At 66.6% G+C, this 24,092-nt stretch carries 21 protein-coding genes; 13 read left to right on the top strand and 8 right to left on the bottom strand.

Annotation, left to right across the window (positions count from 1 at the left end; genetic code table 11):
* Positions 1-19: 19 nt before the first annotated feature.
* Both AB4Z00_RS17215 and mtnP read left to right on the top strand, forming a co-directional pair.
* Complete coding sequence (locus AB4Z00_RS17215; RefSeq protein WP_132263401.1) at positions 20-661, top strand: TetR family transcriptional regulator; 642 nt, start codon at positions 20-22, stop codon at positions 659-661.
* Positions 651-1,541, top strand: coding sequence for an S-methyl-5'-thioadenosine phosphorylase (mtnP, locus tag AB4Z00_RS17210; protein WP_442046701.1), 891 nt, complete (start codon positions 651-653; stop codon positions 1,539-1,541). The genes AB4Z00_RS17215 and mtnP overlap by 11 nt, the downstream gene beginning before the upstream one ends.
* 53 nt (positions 1,542-1,594) lie before the next feature.
* On the opposite strand, the gene AB4Z00_RS17205 is transcribed toward mtnP, so the two are convergent.
* Positions 1,595-2,275, bottom strand: coding sequence for an SDR family NAD(P)-dependent oxidoreductase (locus AB4Z00_RS17205; protein ID WP_134093145.1), 681 nt, complete (start codon positions 2,273-2,275; stop codon positions 1,595-1,597).
* A 197-nt stretch (positions 2,276-2,472) separates the two neighbouring features.
* Positions 2,473-2,952 (bottom strand): peroxiredoxin, encoded by a 480-nt coding sequence (locus AB4Z00_RS17200; RefSeq protein ID WP_132263396.1) that lies wholly within the window; start codon positions 2,950-2,952, stop codon positions 2,473-2,475.
* Between the two features lie 183 nt (positions 2,953-3,135).
* On the opposite strand from AB4Z00_RS17200, the gene AB4Z00_RS17195 reads away from it, so the two are divergent.
* Together AB4Z00_RS17195 and AB4Z00_RS17190 are read left to right on the top strand one after the other, a co-directional pair.
* On the top strand, positions 3,136-3,642 hold the full coding sequence (locus tag AB4Z00_RS17195; RefSeq protein WP_442046700.1) for an S-adenosyl-L-homocysteine hydrolase: 507 nt from the start codon (positions 3,136-3,138) through the stop codon (positions 3,640-3,642).
* 257 nt (positions 3,643-3,899) lie between these two features.
* Positions 3,900-6,113: a TonB-dependent receptor gene (locus AB4Z00_RS17190; RefSeq protein WP_431566929.1), complete on the top strand. Its 2,214-nt coding sequence runs from the start codon at positions 3,900-3,902 to the stop codon at positions 6,111-6,113.
* Positions 6,114-6,262: 149 nt separating this feature from the next.
* On the opposite strand, the gene AB4Z00_RS17185 is transcribed toward AB4Z00_RS17190, so the two are convergent.
* Positions 6,263-6,940: a TetR/AcrR family transcriptional regulator gene (locus tag AB4Z00_RS17185; RefSeq protein ID WP_132263391.1), complete on the bottom strand. Its 678-nt coding sequence runs from the start codon at positions 6,938-6,940 to the stop codon at positions 6,263-6,265.
* A gap of 110 nt (positions 6,941-7,050) precedes the next feature.
* On the opposite strand from AB4Z00_RS17185, the gene AB4Z00_RS17180 reads away from it, so the two are divergent.
* The 3 genes from AB4Z00_RS17180 to AB4Z00_RS17170 all read left to right on the top strand — a co-directional run bounded on the left by AB4Z00_RS17180 (position 7,051) and on the right by AB4Z00_RS17170 (position 11,207).
* A complete protein-coding gene (locus AB4Z00_RS17180) occupies positions 7,051-8,163 on the top strand; it encodes an LLM class flavin-dependent oxidoreductase (RefSeq protein ID WP_132263389.1) in 1,113 nt (370 codons plus the stop codon).
* A 63-nt stretch (positions 8,164-8,226) separates the two neighbouring features.
* Positions 8,227-8,829: an NADPH-dependent FMN reductase gene (locus AB4Z00_RS17175; protein ID WP_442046699.1), complete on the top strand. Its 603-nt coding sequence runs from the start codon at positions 8,227-8,229 to the stop codon at positions 8,827-8,829.
* On the top strand, positions 8,826-11,207 hold the full coding sequence (locus AB4Z00_RS17170) for a glycoside hydrolase family 3 protein (protein ID WP_442046698.1): 2,382 nt from the start codon (positions 8,826-8,828) through the stop codon (positions 11,205-11,207). Before AB4Z00_RS17175 ends, AB4Z00_RS17170 begins: the two co-directional genes overlap by 4 nt.
* A 79-nt stretch (positions 11,208-11,286) precedes the next feature.
* Here the strand turns inward: AB4Z00_RS17170 and AB4Z00_RS17165 are convergent, their stop codons facing one another.
* Positions 11,287-12,498 carry an MFS transporter gene (locus AB4Z00_RS17165; RefSeq protein ID WP_314465830.1) on the bottom strand — a complete coding sequence of 404 codons (1,212 nt, stop codon included), beginning with the start codon at positions 12,496-12,498 and terminating at the stop codon, positions 11,287-11,289.
* A gap of 154 nt (positions 12,499-12,652) precedes the next feature.
* Between AB4Z00_RS17165 and AB4Z00_RS17160 the strand changes: the two genes are divergently transcribed.
* From AB4Z00_RS17160 to AB4Z00_RS17135, 6 genes are all read left to right on the top strand, one after another.
* Positions 12,653-13,774, top strand: a complete 1,122-nt coding sequence (locus tag AB4Z00_RS17160; RefSeq protein ID WP_442046697.1) for a Gfo/Idh/MocA family protein — start codon at positions 12,653-12,655, stop codon at positions 13,772-13,774.
* A 17-nt stretch (positions 13,775-13,791) separates the two neighbouring features.
* Positions 13,792-14,850, top strand: coding sequence for a sugar phosphate isomerase/epimerase family protein (locus tag AB4Z00_RS17155; protein ID WP_442046696.1), 1,059 nt, complete (start codon positions 13,792-13,794; stop codon positions 14,848-14,850).
* A complete protein-coding gene (locus tag AB4Z00_RS17150) occupies positions 14,847-15,479 on the top strand; it encodes a gluconate 2-dehydrogenase subunit 3 family protein (protein WP_442046695.1) in 633 nt (210 codons plus the stop codon). The genes AB4Z00_RS17155 and AB4Z00_RS17150 overlap by 4 nt, the downstream gene beginning before the upstream one ends.
* Positions 15,480-15,481: 2 nt before the next feature.
* A complete protein-coding gene (locus tag AB4Z00_RS17145; protein WP_442046694.1) occupies positions 15,482-17,206 on the top strand; it encodes a GMC oxidoreductase in 1,725 nt (574 codons plus the stop codon).
* On the top strand, positions 17,203-18,630 hold the full coding sequence (locus AB4Z00_RS17140; RefSeq protein WP_442046693.1) for an MFS transporter: 1,428 nt from the start codon (positions 17,203-17,205) through the stop codon (positions 18,628-18,630). The genes AB4Z00_RS17145 and AB4Z00_RS17140 overlap by 4 nt, the downstream gene beginning before the upstream one ends.
* Before the next feature lie 212 nt (positions 18,631-18,842).
* Complete coding sequence (locus AB4Z00_RS17135) at positions 18,843-19,874, top strand: Rieske 2Fe-2S domain-containing protein (protein WP_442046692.1); 1,032 nt, start codon at positions 18,843-18,845, stop codon at positions 19,872-19,874.
* Positions 19,875-19,922: 48 nt separating this feature from the next.
* Here the strand turns inward: AB4Z00_RS17135 and AB4Z00_RS17130 are convergent, their stop codons facing one another.
* Genes AB4Z00_RS17130 through AB4Z00_RS17115 form a run of 4 tightly spaced genes read right to left on the bottom strand, consistent with a single transcriptional unit; the run spans position 19,923 to position 23,988 of the window.
* A complete protein-coding gene (locus AB4Z00_RS17130; protein WP_442046691.1) occupies positions 19,923-20,930 on the bottom strand; it encodes a nucleoside hydrolase in 1,008 nt (335 codons plus the stop codon).
* Between the two features lie 3 nt (positions 20,931-20,933).
* Complete coding sequence (locus tag AB4Z00_RS17125; RefSeq protein WP_442046690.1) at positions 20,934-22,595, bottom strand: family 43 glycosylhydrolase; 1,662 nt, start codon at positions 22,593-22,595, stop codon at positions 20,934-20,936.
* Positions 22,592-22,984 (bottom strand): C-glycoside deglycosidase beta subunit domain-containing protein, encoded by a 393-nt coding sequence (locus AB4Z00_RS17120; RefSeq protein ID WP_314465814.1) that lies wholly within the window; start codon positions 22,982-22,984, stop codon positions 22,592-22,594. The genes AB4Z00_RS17125 and AB4Z00_RS17120 overlap by 4 nt, the downstream gene beginning before the upstream one ends.
* Entirely contained in the window at positions 22,984-23,988 is a 1,005-nt protein-coding gene (locus AB4Z00_RS17115; protein ID WP_442046689.1) for a sugar phosphate isomerase/epimerase family protein, read from the bottom strand. The genes AB4Z00_RS17120 and AB4Z00_RS17115 overlap by 1 nt, the downstream gene beginning before the upstream one ends.
* Positions 23,989-24,092: the final 104 nt, after the last annotated feature.

The raw sequence follows: 24,092 nt of genomic DNA, 5'->3' as shown, positions 1-24,092 counted from the left end.
CAGGGGCGGAAACCGGGACATGGCGCAAGGCAATTCCACAAGCGAGACCGGCGCGCCGCCGCCCGGCGCCCGCGCCCAGTTGCTCGAGACGGCGAGCGCCATCATGCGTGACGGCGACGTGATCGACATCTCGCTGTCCGAACTGTCGCTACGCTCGGGCCTCAATTCGGCGCTGGTAAAGTACTACTTCGGCAACAAGGCCGGGCTGCTCAAGGCGCTGCTCGACCGCGACTGGCAATCGATCGTCACCAGCGTCGACGCGCTGGTGGCCAAGGACGGCTGGTCGCCCGAGGCCAAGTTGCGGCGCCATCTCTGGAAGGTCGTCGATACCTTCTACGAGGTTCCCTATCTGAACCGCCTGACCATGCGCATGGTGCGCGAAAGCGACGATACCGAGGCGCGCCGCATTGCCGACTGCTATCTCTCGCCGATCTACCGCGCCTATGAACAGCTCATTGGCGACGGCGTGCGGGCAGGGGTGTTCCGTGAAATCGATCCGCAACTTTTCTACTTCACGGTGACCGGGGCGGTGGACCGATTCTTCTCGGCGCGGCTGGTGCTGAAGCATTGCTTCGACCAGGACACGTTGACCGAGGAACTGCGCGACCGCTACCGCGAACACACGATCGACATCATCATGGCAGGTATCCTTGCGCGCTGAAAAAAGCAGCTTCTGGCACATCGGCATTCTGGGCGGATCGGGTCTTGCCGCCGGCATCGAACTGGACGAGGCGCAGGAGATCACGGTCTCCAGCCCCTTCGGCGCGCCTTCCGGCCCGGTGACCACCGGCTGGCTTGGCGGTGTGCGCTTCACGTTCATGGCACGCCACGGCGCGGGTCACGCCATTCCGCCATCCGCCGTGAATTATCGGGCCAATATCGACGTGCTCAAGCGCTGCGGCGCTACCGACGTGCTGGCGCTTTCCGCGATCGGCTCGCTGCGCGAGGAGATGGCGCCGGGGCACATGGTCATGGTCGACCAGTTCATCGATCGGACCACGGGGCGTACGGGCAGCTTCTTCGGCACGGGGCTGGTCGCGCATGTCAGCCTGGCCGATCCCGTCTGCCCGCGCTTTTCCGCAATGGCAGGGGCTGCGGCCGAAGCGGCGGGAGCCAGGGTCCATCGCGCCGGCTGCTACCTGGCGATGGAAGGGCCGCAGTTCTCGACCCGCGCGGAAAGCCGGATGTATCGGAACTGGGGCGCCGACGTGATCGGCATGACCGGCATGCCCGAAGCGAAGCTCGCGCGGGAGGCGGAGCTTCCTTACGCCATGCTGGGCATGGTCACCGACTATGATTCCTGGCGCGAGGAAGAGGCCGGCGTCGAAGTCAGCCATGTCCTGGAAGTCATGCATGCCAATGCAAAAGTCGCGCGCGACATGCTGCGGAGCCTGGCGGCCAGCCTACCGCCGGAACGCGCACCCAGCCCCATCGACCGGGCGCTCGATCATGCCTTGATAACCGCGCCCGATGCGCGCGACCCGGCACTGGTGGCGCGGCTCGATGCCGTGGCCTGCCGCCTGTTCGGCGAGCGGGACTGATCTTTAGGGACAGGCGCGGGCCGGGCTGAGGCCCGTCATGCCCGCCTTTCGCCTTAGCCTCCGCGCGTGACCGGGATCAGTGCTCCGGTAACGGCGCGGCCGGCGTCGGAGGCGAGGAAGGCGATCACGTCCGCTATCGCTTCGGGTTGGACCCAGGTGGCGAAGTCCGCATCCGGCATGTCCGCCCGGTTGGTCGGCGTGTCGATGATGCTGGGCAGGATGGCGTTGACGGTGACGCGGGTGCCGGCGAGTTCTTCGGCAAGCGCCTCGGTCAGGCGGTGGACGCCTGACTTGGAAGCGGCGTAGGCGCCCATGCCCATGCCGGCCTTTACCGCCGCTCCGGCGCCGATGCTGATGACCCGGCCCGCCGCCGATGCCTTGAGTTGGGGCAGCGCAAGCTGGGTGATCGTGGCCGCCGTCGTCAGGTTCATGGCCTGCATGCGCGCCCAGCTCGCCAGCGATCCGCCTTCCAGCGTTTCCCAGGTGAAGCCGCCCGCGACATTGACCAGCACGTCGATCCCGCCATGCGCAGCGGCAACCCGGTCGAGCGCGGACTGGGTGGCGGCGGCGTCGGTCAGGTCCACGCCGCCGATGTCGAGTGCGCCGACCAGCGGGTCACGGGCCTCGGGCGCGAAGTCGATACGGGCGACCTTGTCGCCGGTGCGGGCGAATGCAGCGGCCACTGCCGCGCCGAGAATGCCGAAACCACCGGTGACGATAACCGAACGTGCCATGAAAACTCCTCGCTTTGGCGCGAGGCTAGCCATCCGTCCGGGTCGCGGCAAGGCGCCATGGGCCTGGACGGAAAGCCAACGCCCCGTCGATGCCGCTAGGGCAAAGGAAAGGGGGGCCGTCCCGCAGGAAGGCCGCCCCTTGGTCCGGGCGAAAGGCCATTTCGGCCAGTTCGCCCGGGGCGCCTTTCACATGCAGGTCAGAGCTGGCCGAGCATGTGGTCCGCGGAGCTGACTTCGAAGGCGCCGGGCGCCTCGACGTTGATCTGCTCCACCACGCCGTCGTTCACGACCATCGAGAAGCGCTGGCCGCGGTGGCCCATGCCGAAGCCGGTGCCGTCCATCACCAGGTCCATGGCCTTCACGAAGTCGCCATTGCCGTCGGACAGCATGGTGACATCGGCAGAGCCCGAGGCCTTGCCCCAGGCGCCCATCACGAAGGCGTCGTTGACGGCGGTGCAGGCGATCTCGTCGACGCCCTTGGCCTTCAGTTCGGCGGCCTTGTCCACGAAGCCAGGCAGGTGCTTGGCCGAGCAGGTCGGGGTGAAGGCGCCGGGAACCGAGAACAGCGCGACCTTGCGGCCGGCGAAGAACGCCGCGCTCTGCACGGGTTCGGGGCCGCTTTCGCCGGCCTTGATCAGCTTCACGTCAGGCAGCTTGTCTCCAACGGCGATGGTCATCGTGTAAATCCTTCTGATGCAAGTCGATTGCGACGGTGCAGATATAGAGTGCCGGCGCGCTCCGGCAATGTCGCGGCCGGAGATTGCACGCCTCGTCACCGGCTTTAGGCGATGTTAACCAACTCGTGTAAACTCTTGCCCTGGGACGGGACGAAAACCCGCCATTGGAGGAGGAGCACGAAGATGAGCAACAAGCCTGAAACGCGCGTAAGCAAAAGCCGATCCTTCCTGGCGATCGCCGGCGCGGTGGCCGCGCTGGCAGCGCTCCCGGCAGCAGCCGCACCGAAACCGGCGGCGATCGGCGATGACGGATCGGAACGCGTGCAGCGTCTGGACGCGATGCTGAAAGTCACGGCCATGCGCTGCGAGAGCCGGGGCGAGGGCTTCGATACCGATTACCACACGTTCAGCCGGCAGCATCGCGGCGATCTCGACACGGCGGCGCGGCACATGCGCAGCGCCTATCTCCATGCCTATGGCGCGAAGAACGGCCAGCGCGCGCTGGAGCGGATGAACCTGGGGATGGCGAACCAGTACGGCGCCGGTCATCCCTGGCTGGATTGCGGACAGCTGCGGCAAGTGACGCAGGGCCTCGCCATCGCCATCGGGCGTGAGCCTCTGGTCGAGACCGCCGGGCAGCTGCTGGGCTATCGTCCGGTGCAGACCATACCGGCGCTGGCCATCCGCTAGGGACATCCGCAAAGGCGGCTGACGGCCAGGTTCGAGGCCTATTCCGCCGTCCGAACCACCCCCCGAAAAACCATCGCATCGCACCGAAGGCGGCGCGTTTCCGGCTCTTGAGCCCAGGAAACGCGCCGCCTTTCGCGTGTGCTTCACGAAGGCGCTCTGCTGCCTTGACGGGTGCCGATTCGTGATCTAATTAGAATAAGCATTCCGGTTTTATAAAGGCGCCCGATCGCAAAGCGGCGCCGACTAGGGAGAGTTTGATGAGACTGGCATTCGTGCTTCTTTCCACGTCCGCGCTGGCCGTTCCGATGACCGCCATGGCCCAGACGGAATCCGCGCCGCAGCCTGCCGGCGAAACCGCGGCGCAGGAACAGCCCACCGGCCTTGGCGACATCATCGTCACTGCCAACCGCACGGCTTCGAGCGCGCAGGACACGCCGACCGCGCTCAACGTCTATTCGGGTGATGCACTGCGCGATGCCGGCATCGCTTCGGTGCGCGACCTTGCGTCGATCGACGCCAGCGTGAACATCTCTCCGTCGGCCGGTGCAGCTTATGTCGCGGTGCGCGGCATTGCCTCGACCGACGTGACGGAAATCGGCGACCCGTCCGTTCCCGTGTCGCGCGACGGTTTCTACACCAACCGTTCTTTCTCGCTGAACTCGTCGATGTACGATCTGGCGCGCATCGAAGTGCTGAAGGGCCCGCAGGGCACGCTCAACGGCCGTAACTCGACCGGCGGCCTGGTGAGCATCATCACCAATCGCCCGCAGTTCGTGAACGGCGGCTACAGCGCGGTCGAAGTGGGCAACTTCGGCGCGTTCACCGGTGAGATGGGCGCGAACCTGGCAGTGAGCGATACGTTCGCGATCCGCGCCTCGGGCACGTACCTGACCCACAAGGGCTATCGCAAGATCGACGGACCGACCACCTCCGGGGACGACGAGGACTTCGCCTCGGGCCGCATCCAGGCGATGTACAAGTCGGGCGGTCTTTCGGCGTGGGTGTCCTACCAACACGATTCCCGCACCGTGAACGGCGATGCCATCCTGCGCGGCACGCTGGGCGGGCCGAAGCCCAGCTTCAAGGACCTGGGCGCCTTCCCGGGCGATGCTGCGCAGAAGACCACGCTGGAGGGTGACCGCGTCCGCTGGGAGCTGGCCTACTCGACCGACAGCAATCTCAACTTCATCTATGCCGGCGGCTACGACAGCCAGAACTGGCACAACGTTCTCGACGCCACCGGCCCGGAATATCCTGCCAACCGCCAGTTCCGCCAGAACGAGCGCCCGAAGACCTGGAACCACGAATTCCGGGTGAGCAACGACAGCGCATCGAAGCTGTTCTTCCAGGCCGGCTATTTCCGGTTCAGCGAGAACAACACGGTCGATTCCGGCCTGTTCAACCTCGACATGACCGGCCTGTTCGCGGACGGCGGTCCCCTGGCAGCGCTCGGCCAGCCGGACCAGTACGGCATCAAGTTCGACTACAAGATCAAGACGCGCTCTCAGGCCGTGTTCGCCCAGGTCGACTACGACCTGACCGACCAGCTCGAACTCAGCCTTGGCGGCCGCTACACCTGGGACAAGAAAGTGCGCAGCGGGCAGGCGTTCCTGGACCTGCAGGCCCTGTCCAGCCCCTTCGCGCCGGCCTTGAGCTTCCCGGTGGCGGGCGACGGCAGGCTGAGCGACGGGCAGCCGACCTGGCATGTCGGCCTGAACTATCGTCCCATGCCTGACACGCTGATCTATGCGAAGTATGACCGCGGCTACAAGTCCGGCGGCTTCAATTCGAATGGCAGTTCCGCTTCGGTGCCTTACGATCCCGAGCAGCTCGACGCGTTCGAGATCGGCACCAAGAACTCGCTGATGGGCAACAAGCTGCAGCTCAATGGCGACGTGTTCTACTCGAACTACCGTGGCTACCAGGCCTCGCAGACCTCGGACGTGCTCCAGGGCAGCGGCATCTTCAACGTCGGTTCGGCGAAGATCTTCGGCGTCGAAGGCGAAGTGAAGGCGCTCCTGGGCGAAACCACCCGGATCGGCATCAATGCGGCCTACCTGCACACCAAGTTCGGGGACGGCATCATCGTCGACGACGGCGATGGCAATCCGCAGGACATCAGCGGCAATCGCCTGCCCAATGCCCCGTCGTTCACCGTCACCGGTTCGATCGACCAGGACTTCGTCGTGGGTGCCGGCAAGGTCACTGCCCATGCCGACGCGAAGTTCTCGTCGAAGTACTACTTCTCGGCCTTCAACGTCGACGACATCTCGACCGACGATTTCGTGGTCGCCAATGCCTCGCTCGGCTACGAGCCGGACGTAGGCGGCTGGAAGGTGATCGCCTTCGTGCGCAACATCTTCGACAAGAACGTGCTGGCCTATGCGCAGCAGAACTTCGTCTCGCACACCAACAACTACCAGTTCCAGCCCCCGCGTACTTACGGCGTGCGGGCGAGCGTCAACTTCTGACGCCGGATACCGTCTTCGCGGGCCTGCAATTCTCCTCCGCGGGCCCGCGGCAAACTGCCCCACGCAAAATGGGGAGGGGCGTGGCATCGCTGCCGCGCCCCTTATTTTGTGCGGCCGGGATCAGCCGGCCGCGAACCTCGGGCCTCTGTTCAGAAGTCGGTCTTGAGATAGGCCAGGCACATCCGGCCCAGCTCGATCTTCAGTTCCTTCCAGTCCTGCGGATGGACCGATTCTCCGGTGGAACCGAGGCTCAACTGGCGGGCGAGCGTGGCGAAGATGATCTGGTAGGCGGCATTGGCCTTGCGCTCGTGATCGCTGCCGCCGAACTGGTCGCTGTAGTTCAGCATGGCACCGATCCCCAGGGCGGCGGCACGGTTGGCGCTCTGGCGGCCGGGACCGGCGACCAGTGGGTCGAAAGCGGCGCGGGCCATGCTCTGGCGCAGCAGCGGCGCTTCCTCGCGCAGCAGTTCGGCGTAGTTCTCGACGAAGGCCGGAACGACGGTGACCAGCGAGTCGGACTGCTCATGCACGCGGGCCATCATCTCGTCCTCGCGCACTTCCATGCGCTTGAGATGATTGCCGATGACGGCGCGGACGAGGTTCTCCTTGCTTTCGAACCGCAAGTAGATGGACCCGATCGAGACGCTGCCTTCCTGGCTCACTTCCTGGAGGGTGAACTCTTCGCTTCCGCGTTCGAGCATGAGTTTTTCGGCCGCCGCGACCATGCGTTCGAGCGACGCCTTGCTGCGCCCCTGCTGGGGCTTGCGGCTGACGGAATCGACGGCGAGCTTTTTTTCAGCCGAGCGGGGCTTTGCGCGTGTTGACATGGCAGCAACAAACAGCCTATCGAAATCAGAACGTCAATTCTAATTCACATTTATTTCACACCGGCACGCACGCCATCGCGGCGGCGGCAATGACCCCAAGGGAGGGGAAGATGCGTTTTTCCGTATTTCTGAACGCCCGATCGCTCGGTCCCGAACAGGATCGCAGGCTGATGAAGGACCTTGAGGGGCACGCGAAACTGGCGGCCGACCTCGATTACGATGCCATCTTCCTGCCGGACCATCACTTCAACGGCTACATGCCGGTGGCCAGCGACAGCTTCATCTTCGCCGCCTATCTCGCCGCGCAGATGCCGAAGATGCATTTCGGCTTTTCGGTCGTCTCCGTGCCGCTGCACCACCCGGTGCGCCTTGCCGAGCGGATCAACATCCTGGACCAGCTGACCGACGGCAAGCTGCTGGTGGGCGTCGGTTCGGGCACCACGCCGGAAGAAATGATCGGCTTCGCGGTGGACTACCGGGATGCCGGTTCGATCGCGGAGAACAACCTGGCGCTGGCGGAACAGCTCTGGGCCAAGGGCATGGAAGACCCCGCCGTCGTGATCGACAACGGGCCTTACAAGGGCCGCGTGCTCCAGCGCATTACGCCCGCGCCTTATACGCCGGGTCATGCACGCCTGATGCCGGTGGCGATGAAGGAAGCCAGCGCGCGCCGTGCGGCGGAAAACGGCTGGCCGGCGTTCATCCCTGCCTTCACCCCGCCCAGGATCGGCGGCACCGAGCCCTTCGTCCACGTCAAGAAGTGGTTCGACATCTACAAGGGCTTCCTGCTCGATGCCGGGCATGACGATGCCGTGGTGAAGTCCGCGCTCGACTGGACGACGCACACTTATCAGGTGGTCCATGTGGCCGAGAGCGACGACCAGGCGCGCGAGGAACTGGAAGTGATCCTGCGCAGCTACCAGGAAGCGATCGAGCGCGAGGCCGAATTCAACGCCCGCGCCGAGAGCGACGATGCCAACAAGAAGACCGACAGGACGCCCGACGCCCTCAGCGACGACTGGATCGGCACCTGGTGCCTCTACGGTTCGCCCGAGACGGTGCAGGCGCATCTGGCGCCTTATGCCGAACTCGGCATCGGCAACGTGCTCTGCGGCACGACCACCGGCCCGCTGACCGAGCAGCGCCTCGCCTATGGCGACCAGACGCTGCGCCTGATGGCGGAGAAGGTGATGCCGGCGTTCAAGGCCGCGGTGCCGGCCTGAGGCTTTCGATACCGACATGACGGCGCGGCCCGCAAGAAGGCCGCGCCGGTTTAGGAGAATGCGATGACCGTGATTTCGCCCGCCGCTCCCCGGCGGATCGTGGGCCTCGGCGGAACGTTCCGCCAGGCCTCCTCCAGCGAGCGGATCGTGCGCGCCGTGCTGGCCGAATGCGCGGCACTGGGCGCCGAGACAGTGATGTTCGACGGGCCCGCGCTTGCGGGCCTGCCGCATTTCAACCCCGAGAAACCCGACCGCACGCCGGAGGAACAGGCGCTGGTGGAGGCCGTGCGCGGCGCCGACGGTATCGTCATCGGCAGCCCCGGCTATCACGGCGGCTATTCGGGCCTCGTCAAGAATGCCGTCGACCTGCTGGAAGACTTGCGCGGCGATCGGCGCGTCTATTTCGACGGGCGGCCGGTGGGCCTGGTGGTCACGGCGGCGGGCTGGCAGGCCTGCGGCACCACGCTTTCCGCCTTGCGCGACGTGGTCCATGCGATGCGCGGCTGGCCGACGCCGGTGGGCGTTGCGGTCAACTCGGTGGAGCAGAAGCCTTTCGCGGCGGACGGAACGCTGGCCGACGCAGGCATTGCCCGCGCCGTGCGTGCCCAGGCCGAGCAGATCATGGGCTTTCGCATGGCGCCGAGCCCGGTGGAGGTTGCCGCATGAGCGATGTGACTTTGGCGCAATCCTGCGCGCTCACGGCCGGCGGGTCGATGTGGTCGACACTGGCCGTGCCGGAAGCGGGGATCCCGTCTTTCACCATGTCCGATGGCCCGCTCGGCATCGCCAGCGGCAAAGTGGATGAGCGCGACATCGCCTTGCTCAGCCCTTGTTCGACCCTGCTGGGCGCCACCTGGGACCGCGACCTCACCCGCCGTATCGGCGCCCTGGTGGGCAGCGAGGCCGTGGCGCGCGGCGTGGATGCGGTGCTGGCGCCCAATCTGAACCTCGCGCGCAGTCCGCTGGCGGGCCGGGCCTTCGAGTATTTCTCCGAGGATCCGGTGCTGACCGGCGTGCTCGGCGCGGAATGGGTCCGGGGCCTGCAGTCGACCGGCACTGGCTCGGTCGCCAAGCACCTGGTCTGCAACGACAGCGAAACCGCGCGGGACGAAGTGGATGTGCGCCTGGACGCGCGCACCTTGCGCGAAGTCTACCTGCTGCCGTTCCAATACGCGGTGGAGGCGGGCTGCGTGGGCCTGCTGGCCGCGTACAACAAGGTCAATGGCGCCTGGTGCTCTGAGCAGGGCCATGTGCTGACCGGCGTGGTCAAGCAGGACTGGGGCTTCGATGGGCTCATCATGAGCGACTGGTTCGGCACTCATTCCAGCGAGGGCACGATCAATGCCGGCCTCGATCTGGAAATGCCGGGGCCGGCCCGGTTCATGGGGGGCAAGCTGGAGGCGGCGGTATCCGCAGGGGCGGTCGATCCGGCGCGCATCGAGGATGCGGCATCGCGCGTGGCCTCGGTCGCGCGCCGGGTCACTGCGAACAAGGCGCCGCCAATCCCCGCAGCCGAGGCCGAAGCGCTGCTGGTGGAGGCGGCAGCGGCCGGCTTCACCCTGCTGCGCAACGAGAGGGGCATGCTCCCGCTCTCGCCGGGATCGGTGAAGACGCTGGCGGTGATCGGCCCCAATGCCTGGGCGCCGTGCTTCCAGGGCGGGACATTCGCGAAGATCTCGATCTCGCCCGATGCGCCGACCCCGGTGGACGCGCTGCGCGAGACTTACGGCGAGTCCTGCGAGATCCTGTTCGCGCCGGGCGTCGATCCGCAGCCGCGCCTGCCGAACATGCGCGTGACGCCCGCGATCGACATCGGCGACGGCTGCACGCGCGGCATGACGCTGGAATACTTCGCCGCGCCGGAATGCGCGGGCGAAGTGCTCACCCGCGAGACGCGCGATACCAATTCGCTGGTCTGGTTCGTGGGCGTGCATGAGCAGGCGCGCTTCATGGAGCCCGGCTCGGTGCGCGCCAGCGGCCGCTACACCGCGAAGCGCAGCGGCGAGCACAAGCTGCACCTCGGTTCGACCGGCGCGGCACGCATCCTCGTCGATGGCAGGGAAGTGCTGCGCGCAGGCGGCGAGGTTCCTGCGGGCGATGTGATGGGCGTGCTGAAGCGCGGCGATTCCGATGCCGTCAGCCTGGATCTTGCCGAAGGGCAGGACGTGGTGATCACGGTCGAGTTCTCGTGGACCGGCGGGCGCGTGCAAGGCCTCTGGTATGGCCTGCGCAGCCCCGGCAGCGCCGAGGAAATGCTTCAGGCCGCCGTCGATGCTGCACAGGCAGCGGATGCCGTGTTCCTCATCGTGGGGGAAACCTCCGATTCCAGCGTGGAAAGCAAGGACCGGCCGGACACGCTGCTTCCCGCCGAGCAGCTTCGCCTGATCGAGGCGGTGACGGCGGCCAATCCGCGCACGGCGGTGATCGTCAATGTCGGCCATGCCTTCGACAGCGCGTGGGAGGAGAAGGCGGCGGCGCTGCTTTCCGTCTGGTATCCGGGCGAGGGCTTTGCCCGGGCGCTGGCGGATGTGCTCTCCGGCGCGCGCGAGCCTGGCGGCCGTCTGCCGGTGACGTTCGCGGCAAGCGAGGCGGACTATCCGGCTTTCGCGCTCCAGCCTGCGGRGGACGGTTCGCTGACTTACGCGGAAGGCACCTTGCTGGGCTATCGCGGCCTTGCCGCCAGCGGCAAGGCCGCGCGTCACCCCTTCGGTTCGGGCATGGGCTATGCGCGCTTTGCATGGGCCGATGCTGCGGTGGAGGGCAACATGCTGCACGTCACCGTGGCCAATCTGTCGGACCGCGCGGGCAGCGATGTCGTGCAGGTCTATCGCGATCATCCCGAACGCGCGCTGGTGGGTTTCGCCCGCGTCGTTCTGGCTTCCGGCGAGCGCCGCCGCATCGCCGTGCCGCTGGAACCCCGCGCGCTCCAGCGCTGGGGGACAGAGGGCTGGGAGCCGGTTGCTGACCGGCTGACGCTGCGGCTTGCGCGGCACTGCGAGGATACCGGACTGGCCGTCGAAATGGAGATTGCTGCGCTGACCTGAAGCGCACCATTTGCGGAAAAGGAAAGGCCCGCCGGGATCGCTCCCGGCGGGCCTTTCTGCTTTTGCTCTGCCTGACAGATCAGGCCATCAGCGGGGTTCGGCCGCGGGTCATGCCCATCGTCAGCGCGCCGATGGCGACCACCAGCGAGACCACGCCGGCCGTGACGAAAGCGCCCTGCATGGAGCCGGTCGCGCCGCTGGCCTGATGCACCAGCACGGGCGAAATGAACTGGCCGAAGAAGAACGAGCCGGTCCAGATGCCCATGCCCCGGCCGCGATGCTCGAAGGGGAACTTGGTCTGGGCCCAGGCGATCAGCGAGGGAACCGCCATGCCCGCGCCGGTCTGCTGGATGGCCAGGCCGGCGATCATCTCGGCCGGATTGCGGGCGAGGCCGATCACCGCGAGGCCGGTGCCGAGAATGGCGAGGAAGGCCCCGAGCTGCACGCCGTTGGAACGGCCCGACAGGATGCGGAACAGCAGCGCGCCCAGGATCACGAACAGGCTGGGCAGGAAGCTCATCTTGGCGACGGCGCCCGGATCGGTCACCCCCACTTCACCGAAGGCGATGCTGCCATTGACGATGAAGACGTAGTACTGCGCGGCGGAGAACAGCGTCAGCGCGGCGACGCCAAGCGCGGCACCCAGCGGGAAGCGGGCTTTGTCGCCGGTGGCTTCCGCAGGTGCGTCGTCATGCGCGGCGCGGCCCTTGGGCTCGTAGAGGAAGGCCAGCATCGCGAAGTAGATCGGGAAGGCGACGAGGTAGACGAGGAAGCCTCCGTTCCACTTCATCGAAGCGACCAGGCCCGACATCAGGATCACGCCGGAAGCCAGGAACGGGCCCACCACGCCTTGCAGGAACAGCCAGTTGCGGCGGCTTTCATTGTCCCAGTAGTCGCCGATCAGGGTGTTGACGATGGTCAGGATGCCCGCCTCGCAAATGCCCAGCGCCAGGCGGCTGGCGAAGATCTGGTTCAGGTCGTCCAGGAAGAAGGGCAGGGTGCCGAACAGTCCGTAGAAGAACGTGCAGATCAGCAGCAGCCGGCGGCGGCCGAACTTGTCCACGAACCAGCCTGCGAACGGGGCGAGGATGGCGATGGTCAGACCCGGCGCCGTGACCATCAGCGGCACCTTGGCGGCGGCGTTCGGGTCCGTATGGAAGTGCGCGATCATCGACGCCACGATCGGGAACATCGACACGATCGCGAAGATCGGAAGGAAAGCCGCGATGACGATCGTCATGCCCTGCGGCTTCATGGTGAGCTTGCTGAAGAATCGGGAAACCGGGTTCATGCCTCTCCGCCCGCGCCGCTGACCGGCGCTATATTAGAATTGCTATTCTCTTTTTGTTATCGGTGATTTTGATCGCGGTCAATGCCATCGAGGGCCTTGACCGATGGGCTTCGATAAAATTAGAACCACCATTACAAATCATACGAGAGGAAGCATGACGAAAGCGCGCCTGCGAATGGGCATGGTGGGCGGAGGGCCGGGGTCCTTCATCGGCCCGGTGCACCGAATCGCTGCCGAACTGGACCGCGAGATCGAACTGGTGGCGGGTGCCTTCAGCAGCGATGCCGCGCGTTCGCGGCAGGCGGGCGAGAGCTACCGGATCGATCCCGCGCGGGCTTATCCCGATCTCGACACGATGCTGGGCGAAGAGGCGGCGCGGGAGGACGGGATCGATTTCGTGGCGGTGACGACGCCCAACTTCCATCACCTGCCTGCCGTGAAAGCCGCGCTTGCGGCCGGTATCCCGGTGATCTGCGACAAGCCTGCCACCGCCACCCTGGCCGAAGCCGAGGAGATGGCGGCGCTGGTGGCGGCTGCGGGATTGCCCTTCGCGCTGACTTACACTTACTCCGGCTATCCGCTGGTGCGCGAGGCCCGCGCCCGCGTCGCCGCCGGAGCGCTGGGCGCGATCCGCAAGGTCGTGGTCGAATATCCGCAAGGCTGGCTTGCCGCCGAGGCAGAGGGCAAGCAGGCCGAATGGCGGGTCGATCCTGCGCGCGCGGGCGCTGGCGGCTGCATTGCCGATATCGGCGTCCATGCCTTCCAGCTTGCCGAGTTCGTCACCGGCCTGCGCGTCACCCGCATCTTCTCGGACCTTGGCGCGGTGGTGCCGGGCCGGGTGCTCGACGACGATTGCCAGATCCTGCTGCGCTTCGAGAACGGCGCGCGCGGGGCCCTGCTCGCCAGCCAGATTGCGGTGGGCGAGCGCAATGGCCTGAGCTTGCGCATCTACGGCGAGAAGGGCGGGCTTTGCTGGCGACAGGAAAGCCCGAACGAACTGTGCCTCCATCACCTCAATGGCCGCACCGAACTGGTGCAGGCGGGCGATCCCGGCCTTGGTCTCGATGCCGTAGCGGCCAGCCGGACGCCGGGCGGACATCCCGAGGGTTACCTCGAAGCCTTCGCCAACCTCTACCGCGATTTCGCCAGAATGCTGCGCGGTGAGCCCGGCGCACTGGTTCCGGGCATGGCCGAGGGCCTGCGCGGAATGCGCCTGATCGACCTGGCCGTGCGCGCCAGCCGCGATGACCTCGGCTGGGTCCAGTTTCCCGCCTGATCGGAACGAGAAAGACCATGAGAACCATCAAGGGCCCCGCCATCTTCCTCGCCCAGTTCGCAGGCGACGAAGCGCCGTTCAACACGTTGGAGAGCATGGCCGACTGGGCTGCGGGTCTGGGCTACAAGGGCCTGCAGGTCCCCAGCGGAGACGCGCGGCTGTTCGATCTGGAAAAGGCCGCCGAGAGCCAGACCTACTGCGACGAAGTGACCGGCATGCTGGCCGACAAGGGCCTTTGCATCACCGAACTTTCGACACATCTTCAGGGCCAGCTCGTGGCGGTCCATCCCGCCTACAACGTGCAGTTCGACGGTTTTGCTGCGCCGCATGTGCGCGGCAATCCGAAAGCGCGGCAGGCCTGGGCGGTCGAGCAGATGAAGCTGGCGGCCAAGGCCAGTCGCCGCCTCGGCCTCACTACGCAGGCCAGTTTCTCCGGCGCGCTCGCCTGGCCCTATTTCTACGCCTGGCCTCAGCGCCCCGCGGGGTTGGTCGAGGATGCCTTCGACGAACTGGCCCGGCGCTGGAAGCCGATCCTCGACGTGTTCGACGAGAACGGCGTCGACATCGGTTTCGAACTTCACCCCGGCGAGGACCTGCACGACGGCGCGACGTTCGAGATGTTCCTGGACCGCGTGGGCAACCACCCGCGCGCGAACATCCTCTACGATCCTTCGCACTTCGTGCTGCAACAGCTGGACTACCTGGCGTTCCTCGACATCTACCACAGCCGGGTGAAGTGCTTCCATGTGAAGGATGCCGAGTTCCGCCCGAATGGACGGGTCGGGGTCTATGGCGGCTATCAGAACTGGGCGGACCGCCCCGGCCGCTTCCGCTCGCTGGGCGATGGGCAGGTGGATTTCGGGCAGATATTCTCGAAGCTGGCGCAGTACGATTTCGCCGGCTGGGCCGTGCTCGAATGGGAATGCGCCCTCAAGCATCCCGAGCAGGGCGCGGCGGAAGGCGCGCCGTTCATCGAGCGGCACATCATCCGCGTCACCGATCGGGCCTTCGACGACTTCGCCGGCAGCGGCAGTGACCGCATGCTCAATGCCCGCCTGATGGGAATCGGCGAATGAGCGGCGCGAAGAACGGCTGGAACCGCCGCGAATTCACGGCGGGCGCGGCACTGCTGGCGCTGGCTCTGGGGATCCCGGCGGCGGGCGTGAAGCTGACCGATCTCGACGCGGCGGACCTGCCCAGCGACCGCCAGCGCCGACTGATCGCGGATGTCTCGGACCTGGTGATTCCGCGCACTGATACGCCGGGCGCACGCGACGTGGGCGTTGGCGACTTCGTGGTTCTGGCCCTCGCGCACGGGCTTGCGGGAACCGGCGCGCCGATGGCGTCGGAAACGATAACGGCCGCCGTCGCCCCGTTCCGCCGCCGCAACGGTTCGCTGCGCCATCTGCCCTGGCTGGAGCATAGGCTCGACCGCGCGGCGGGCGGCGACTTCCTGCGGCACGATCTTGCCGAGCGGACGCGCCTGTTGGCCGCGCTTGATGCCGAGGCTTTCGCGCAAGGCGCCCCGCCTTCGCCGTGGACCGCGCTGAAGGGCCTGATCCTCACCGGCTATTACACCAGCGAAGCGGGCGGATCGCAGGAGCTTCGCTACGAACTCGTGCCCGGCAAATGGGAGTGGGACATCCCCCTCCAGCCCGGGATGCGCGCATTTTCCAGCGACTGGACCGCAGTGGATTTCGGCTGACCATGACAAACAACACGCAATTCGATGCGCCCCGGTTCGACGCGCCCCAGTTCGACGCGATCGTCGTCGGCTCGGGCATTACCGGCGGCTGGGCGGCCAAGGAACTGACCGAGGCGGGCCTCACCGTCCTGATGGTGGAGCGCGGCCGCAATATCGAGCATCAGACCGGCTACGACACCGAACTCAAGGCCCCTTGGGAAATGCCGTTTCGCGGGCAGGGCGATGCCGAGCTTTATGCGCGGGAATACCCGGTGCAGATGCTCAACCGGCACTTCAACGAGTTCACCGAAGGCCACTTCGTCAACGATGCCGATCAGCCCTACCAGAAGGCGCCCGGCAAGGACTTCGACTGGTTCCGCTCCTACCAGCTCGGCGGTCGCTCGCTGACCTGGGGGCGGCAGTGCTATCGCTGGTCGGACTACGACTTCGGCGCCAACAAGCGCGATGGGTTCGGGACCGACTGGCCGATCCGCTATGCCGACCTGGCGCCGTGGTACGACAAAGTGGAGGACTTCGTCGGCGTCTCGGGCGCGGCGGAGGGGCTGCCGCAGCTTCCCGACGGGCGCTTTTTGCCGCCGATGGAACTGAACTGCGTAGAATCCGCGATGCGGGAGCGAATCCGGGCGAAATACCCGGACCGCGTCATGACCATCGGCCGCACCGCAAACCTCACCGAAGCGCGGCCCGAGCAAGGCCGGGGGCATTGTCAGTATCGCAGCATCTGCGCGCGGGGCTGCTCCTACGGCGCCTATTTCTCGACGCAGTCGGCGACGCTGCCCGCCGCGCAGAAGACGGGCCGGCTCAAGGTCGTCACCGACGCACAAGTACACAAGGTGGACTACGATCCGAAGACCGGCCGCGTCACCGGCGTGCGCTGGATCGACACCAGGACCGGCGAGCACAAAGTGGCATACGCCCGCGTCGTGTTCCTGAATGCAGGCGCGTTCAACTCGGTCCACCTGATGCTGAACTCGGCCAGCGAGGCGATGCCGCAGGGCCTCGCCAATTCCAGCGGCGTGCTGGGCACGCATATCATGGACCATGCCAATACGATGGCGGCCATGGCAGTGGTGCCCGGTTTCGAAGGGCGGACGAGTTTCGGGAACCGGCCGACCGGCATCGTCATCCCGCGCTTCCGCAATCTCGATAAGCTGGACGGCGAGGGCTTCACGCGCGGCTATTCGTTCCAGGGCGGCGCGCTGCAAGGCACCTGGACGCGCGGCAAGCGGATGGGCGGCATCGGCAAGGACTACAAGGAAGAGCTGCACCAGATCGGCGCCTGGACGATGGTCCTGGTGGTCTTCGCGGATTCGATGCCGCGCGCCAGCAACCGCCTGACCCTCAGCAGGCGCACCGACCCGCGCGGCGTGCGCCAGCTTGAGATCGCCTTCGCGCATGGCAAAGAGGAAATGGCCGCGCTTGCCGATGCCCACCGCGAGGCGACGGCGATGCTCACCGATGCCGGCGGCCATGTCGTCATGGGATTCGACAAGCCCGGCCACGGCGGCACTTCCATCCACGAGATGGGCGGCGCGCGCATGGGCTGGGATCCGAAAACCTCGGTGCTCAACCGGCACAGCCAGGCGCACGACATCCCGAATCTCTTCGTCACCGACGGCGCGCAGATGAGTTCGTCGGCCTGCCAGAACCCCTCGCTCACGTACATGGCGCTTACCGCGCGCGCCTGTGCGACGGCGGTTTCGATGCTGAAGGAAGGCGTGATTTGACGGCGCTTGCGGCGCCGGCGCTTGCCGTGAACCTGACCGAGCGGCAGAAGTCGCTCGCCTATCTGACGCTGATGGTGGCGCTGGTCCTCGAGATCGTGGACGTCACCATCGTCAACACCGCGCTGCCGGTGATCGAGCAGGATTTCGGCGCGGCGGCGGCGCAGGCGCAATGGGTGGCGGCGGGCTATTCGCTGGCCTTTGCGCTGCTGCTCATGCTGGGCGGGCGGCTGGGCGATGCCTTCGGCTACAACCGCCTGTTCATCGGCGGCGTGGCCGGGTTCACTTTCGCCTCATTGCTCTGCGGAATGTCCGCCAGCCCGGACCAGCTGATTGCCGCGCGCGTGCTGCAGGGCGCGGCGGGGGCGATGATGGCGCCGCAGGTCATGGCGCTGATCCAGGTGCTGTTCGAGCCGCTGGAGCGTGTGGCGAAGCTGGCCTGGGTGGGCGTGATCGGCGGACTTTCGGCGATCTGCGGACCGATCATCGGCGGCGTGCTGATCCATGCGAACCTGTTCGATCTCGGCTGGCGAAGCGTGTTCCTGATCAATGTGCCGGTGGGCGTAGTAGCGGTCATGGTCGCGCGGCGGCTGCTTCCGGACGCCCGGTCGCCGCTCGCGCGCGGAATCGACGGGGGCGGGACCATGCTGTTCGCCGCGTCGATGGCGGCGCTGCTCTATCCCCTGGTGCGCGGGCATGATCTGGGCTGGCAGCCGTGGCATCTGGCGCTGCTGATCGCCGCGCCGGTGATGATGGCGCTTGTCTGGCGCCGGACGCTGCGCCGCCGTCGAAGGGGCGAGCCAACCTTGTTCGCGCCCGAATTGTTCCACCAGCGACAGTTCTCGTTCGGTCTTGCCATCGCTCTCTGCTTCGGGGCGGCGACGGGGGGATTCCTGTTCGTCTTCGCTTTCGGCGCGCAGAAATTGCTGGGCTTCTCGCCGCTCCAGACCGGCCTGCTGCACATACCGTTCAGCGCCGGGGTGATGCTCGGTATCGCATTCCTCGGCCGCAAGCTGGTGACCAGCCACGGCAAATGGGTGCTGGTCGGCGGGATCTCGCTGATGGCATTGTTCGCGGGTGGGACCTTGCTGTGGATCGAGAGCGGCGTGCCGTTCTGGTGGGCGCTGCCCTGTCTCGCACTGGCCGGGACCGGCATGGGCATGACCAGCGGGCCGCTGACGCCGGTGATCCTCGCCCGCGTCGATCGCAGCCATGCCGGCGCCGCAAGCGGTTTGATCAAGACCGTGCAGGAACTGGGAATGGCGCTGGGCATAGCGGTGGTCGGCACCGCCTTTTTTGCCGGGGGAGCGGCAGGCGCAGTGGGCGCCGTCCTGCCCGCGGTGGCGGCGATCGAGGGCCTCATGCTGATCTGCTTCGTGCTGGCGCTCCAGCTTCCGGCGCCGCTCTTTCCCGAGCAGGATGCTTGACTGGAATTCGCGTTCTATTTAAAACCAAGCCCAGCCTGGTAGCGGAGTCTCTCCGCTTGGGAAGTCGGCGCCGCTGCTAGAGCCGCGCCTTCATGCTGCGGGCCGCTTTGTCCTTCGGGACGACCCTTTCGGGGGTGGCGGCGCAGCATGTGAGCAGCACGATATCTGCGCACATCGTCCCGGCACTCTCCGAAAATCACTGGGAGAAGACGATGTCCGATTACGTGCGCAATCTCTGGTATCTCGGCGCGTGGGACCACGAAGTGCCCGAAGGCGGCATGCTGTCTCGCACATTGCTGGACGAGAAGTGGCTGATCGCCAGCCTGTCCGACGGGACATATGCGATGCTGGCAGACCGCTGCCCGCACCGCTTCGTGCCGCTGAGCAAGGGCCGGTTGGAGCAGGATGTGATCCATTGCCCCTACCACGGGCTCGGCTTCGATCGCACCGGGGCCTGCGTGCACAATCCCTTTCCGGCGCCGCCGCCGGCGCATGCCCGCGCGCGGACCATGCCGGTCGTCCATCGCCATCGCGGACTGTGTTTCTGGCCCGGCGATCCCGAGCAGGCCGATCCCGCGTCGATCCCGGACTTCGCGTTCGTCGACCGGGAGGACATGCAGCGCAGCCGCCTCGTCATCCAGGGGCATTACGAGCTGGTGACGGACAACCTGATGGACCTGACGCATGCCGAGTTTCTCCACGTCGCCAGTTTCGGCGTGAACGGCTCGATCTTCTCGGGCCGGCAATCGGTCGTCACCGACGAGAGCGGGGCGATCTGGAACAACTGGGACATGGAGGCGGTCACCCCGCCGATGTGGGCCGCGCCGATGCTGGGTGAGGGGGACCGGGTGGACCAGTGGCTGCACATGCGCTGGCACGCGCCCGCGGCGATGGCGCTGGCGGTCGGACTGGCCCGCGCGGGGACGGGGCGTCAGGACATGGTCGTGCCGCAGATGCTCAACCCGCACATCATCACGCCGGAGACGCGCACCAGCAGCCACTACTTCTACGATCACGAGGCAACGCCCGAGGCCGAGGCCCTGGCGCGCCAGGTCTTCGTGGAGGAGGACGAACCGATGATCGAGGCGGCGCAGCAGGCGCTGGGCGAGCAGGACTTCTGGGCGGCGCGTCCGGCGATCCTGGAAACCGATGCCGCCGCGATCCGCGCGCGGCGCCGGCTGATGCAGCTGCGGCGGGCCGAGGCGGGAGCGGAAGAGAAAGGCATCCTTGCCGAAGCGGGGTGAGGATCGGGAGCGGCGGCACAGTGCGCTGCCGCTCCGTCGATCTGCGTCCTACCTGGCGTGATGCTCCTGGGCGTTCAGCATCATCAGCGCCAGGAAATCGTCGAAAGCGAGGCGGGCGTCGATCCTCGTGCAGACCCTCAGGTTGCGTCCGGCGATTTCGGCTCCGTAAGTGCCGTCTGCGTTGACGGCACGCGCCGTGACCGTCTCCAACCGGCTGCTCTCCGGCGTGAGCGTGCCCAGGACGACCGTGGGTGTATCGCCCATGGGCCAGGCACCACCGATATCGACGAAGTCGGGCGGCGAGGTGAAGCGGTCGTAGAGCCACTGCGTGAAAGGCGAGATCGGCCGCAGCCGCGCCGCCATGTCCGCGATCGACATCTGCATCTGGCGATAGGTCGATTGCGGTACCTGGATCAGTTCCAGCGCCGGATCGCCGAGAACCCGGCGCGCGGCGGGAAGGTCGGCCATGAGATTGTATTCCCAGCCGCCCGCCGGTCCGCTGGCTGCTGCCCCAGTGCCTGACGAATAGTCTCCGCCGCCGATCCAGATCGCTTTCATGCGGCCGGCGATGCGCGGCTCCAGTTGCAGCGCGGCGGCAAGGTTGGTGAGCGGGCCGCCGCAAGTGAAGACGAGCGGCAGCTTGTCCTCGCGCATGGCCTCGGCCACGATGGCCCTGGCGGCGGAGGAGGGCGTCAGCTCGCCCAGGTTCTCGGTGCCGGCGACTGTCGGAACCGCCGCGATCCCCAGGCGCTCCGCCAGTTCCACCGCAACCGCGGCGCCAAGCCGGGCCGTCCGGTCGGCAGGGCCTTGCCCGGGGAACTTGCGATCCAGTGCCGAGGATGTGACGAGCACGGTGCGCGCCTTGGGGCTGAGCAACTGATGGGCCAGCGCGACCAGCGAGTCCGGGTCGCCGGCATAGTCGTTGTCGGCAATCACGCGAACCGAGGCGCGCTGGGGGATCCGTTTGAAGTCGGCTGCGGCCAGGGGACCGTGCAGGACAAGCGCGCTGCCCGCGCCGATCATGCCTGCCACGGCGCTGCGACGGTCTGTCATCATGGTTCAGCCTCCCTCGAAAGCACGGTAGCGATAGTCGCGGAAGCGAGCCAGGCCATTGCCGCTGGCGAAGAGGGCCGGGCGAAGGCTGGCGAGATCGTCCATCGTATTGGCATGGTAGCCGGAGACTTCGCTGCGCACGGCATGGCGGATCCAGTCGCCGCCGGGCACGCGGTGGTACATGGTCACGATCTGCCGTGCATTGACGATCCGCAGGTCGATCCGGCTGCCTTTCGCCACGGGCTCCTGCCAATAGCTCGGCTTGCCGCCGCGGTAGCTGACCATCCGGGTGCCGTCATAGCCCATGCCCAGGAACAGGCGATCGTTGAAGAACAGCAGCAGCCCCGCTTCGGCCCCGCCTTCCAGTTCCAGCGAGACGGTGCATTCGTAGGCATGGTCGCCGACAAGATGGGTAAGCGGGGAGCAGTCCTGCGGCCCGGCTCCCTTGGCGGCGAGCGCCAGCGCGCCGCCGCCGACCACGGCGCGCGTGCTTTCGCTGGGCGCCTGGTTGTAGAACCGCCAGCGCGTGCCCAGCGCGGCGCGCGAGAAATCGTCGGACCAGGCCATTCCCTGCGGAAGATCCCGCGGGGCCGAGACGCTGCCGGTCTGGCGGCGAGCGGCGGGCTTGGGCAGGGGGCGGGAGAGATCGGCGCCCATGGCGCGGGGCCAGCCGTCCTTGTCCCACTGGATCGGTTCGAGCAGCGTCTGGCGGCCCAGCGTGTAGAAGCCGTTTTCATAGCCGTGATAGACGGCCCACCAGTCTCCGCCCGGCCCTTCCACCAGACTGGCATGCCCGCGCGAGAGCCACTTGTCCGCCGGGTTCCAGGTGCGGATGATCGGATTGTGCGGGCAGTCCTGCCAGGGGCCGTTGATCGAGCGGGCGCGGGCCACCGTCACCATGTGACCCGTGGGCGGACCGGCCGTGCCGCCCACCGCGGTCACCAGGTAGAACCAGTCGCCGCGGCGGAACAGCTTGGGGCCTTCCAGCGAATAGGCCTCGGTCACCCAGTCGTCGGGGTACTTCCAGCCATCGTAGACTTTCTCCACCGGCCCGTCGGTGGCGAGGCCGTCGTCCGTGAGGCGCACGCGGTTGACGCCCGAGAGGAACAGGTAGCGCTTGCCGTCTTCGCCGACGACATGGCCGGGGTCGATCAAGCCGCCGATGCCAAGGTCGATCGGGTCGCTCCAGGGGCCGCGAATGTCGTCGGCGTGGATGACGAAGATATTGGCAAAGCTCTTGAGGCCCTGAGACCAGGGCGCCTGCATGAACGGGATGTAGATGTAGTAGCGCCCCTCGTGCTTCACGAGATCGACCGCGAAGACAGTGCCGAGAGGCTTGTCCAGCGCGGGGCCGATGGGCGTCCAGTTCACCAGATCGCGCGAGTGCCAGATCAGCAGGCCCGGCGCCGCTTCGAAGGAGGAATGGGTGAGGTAATAGTCCTCACCGTCCTTGAGGATGGTCGGGTCCGGGAAATCGCCGGCCAGCGCGGGATTGAGATAAGTCCCGTCGCCGCGATCCGCCCGCCGCTGGCCCTCGATGCCGGGCAGGGCAGAGGCCGTGGCCGGTGCGGCGCGGCCCGCGCTCCAGGCCGCGCCCGAGCCCGCGGCGAGGCCCGCGCCCAGGCCCGTGAGGGAACCCAGGCGCAAGGCGTCACGCCGGTCGATCATCCGGCGAGCGAGACGCGCTTGGCGTCGCTGTTGACCGAGGGGAAGGGCAGGTAGGAGACGCGCAGCTGCTGGAGCAGCGAAAGCTCGTGCTCGCCTTCGGGGAAGCCACCGGCATGGTCCACCAGGATGGTCGCCGGCGCGCCGAAGGGCCAGCGGCGATCGTAGGCCACTTCCATTTCGTCCAGGCTGAGCGGGCCTTTGCCTTCGTCGAAACGGACGGCTTCGCGGGGCAGGGCGGCGCCGTCGATCGAGACGTCCAGCTTCTCGACCATCGAGAGGCCGAGGCCGCGATAATAGCCCAGCCGGGCCTCGAAGGCGAAGCCGGTCGGTGCATCGGCCGGGCCGGTGTTGCGCAGGGTGGCGGCGTCGATCAGGTACTTGTCGAACATCAGGCGATCTCCCGTTCCGCTTCGGCTTTTGCAATGAGGCGTTCGAACATGACGTGCTGGCGGCGGACCTGTTCGCGGCTGTCGACCGGCGAGACGTCCTGGATCCAGCGGTTGCCCTCGTATTCGCTGGAGAGCGTGCCTTCCCAGCCGCACTTCACCAGTTCGGGGATCACTTCGTCATAAGCGATCGTGGGATCGGTGCAGTCCTCGCTCATGCCGTAGAACTTGGCCTGGATATGGCGGAAATAGGGGGCATAGTCGCCGATCCGCCGGGGGTTGGCATAAGGCGCGTGGCGCAGGGTCTCGGCCATGGCGATTTCCGCCTTGTTGCCGCCCATCTTCACGGCGACTTCGTAGATCGTGTATTCGCACATGATCTTCTGTTCGTGCTGGTCGACGATGAACTGCGTCACTTCCGGCCGGGCGCCCTGCCGTTCGAAGCGGGCGCGGAATTCGGGCGGGTAATGCTTCATGAAGATGCCCATGTCGGGAAGAATGCCGAGATGCTTCGTGCCCAGCCGATCCGCTTCCTCGATGGTGCGCAGGATCCAGGCATGTTCGAGGTGCCAGGGCGCGTGGACTTCGACGCCCATGTGGACGTCCAGTTCCTCGGCATAAGGCACGCACTGCGCCAGGATATCGGGCCGCACGAAGACCAGCACGCGCATGTTGCGGATGCCCAGGCGGTTGCAGAGCACCAGATCGCGCCGGATGCTCTCCACCTGCTCGGCATCGGAGATCAGTTCGCCCTTGCGCAGCTTGGTGTCGAGAAACATGTCGTAGCAGGTGAAATGCGCGCCGTGGCGGGCGAGCATCTCATGCCAGCGGGCCACTTCGGCATCGTCGATATGCGGGAAGGCCGGCATGTTCTGCTCGGGCAGGATTTCGATGCCCGTCGCGCCGATCGACGCGCCGAAGGCGATGCAGTCCTCGACCGACATCTGCCCCAGGAACATCTCTTCCTGGAAGCTGTAGAGGCTGACGCCCCGCTGGATTTTCGACATGTACCCCATCTCCCGGGCCTGCCTGTGCAGTGCCTTAGTGTATTAGAATTACAATTCATGTTTGGGCGATGCGCGCGAGGCTGTCAATCGGGGGAGAGCGCAAT

This window comes from Novosphingobium sp. YAF33, assembly GCF_052113265.1.
Lineage (GTDB): Bacteria > Pseudomonadota > Alphaproteobacteria > Sphingomonadales > Sphingomonadaceae > Novosphingobium.
The sequence above is the reverse complement of the archived record's forward strand: the minus strand, read 5'-3'. Positions and strand labels throughout refer to the sequence as shown.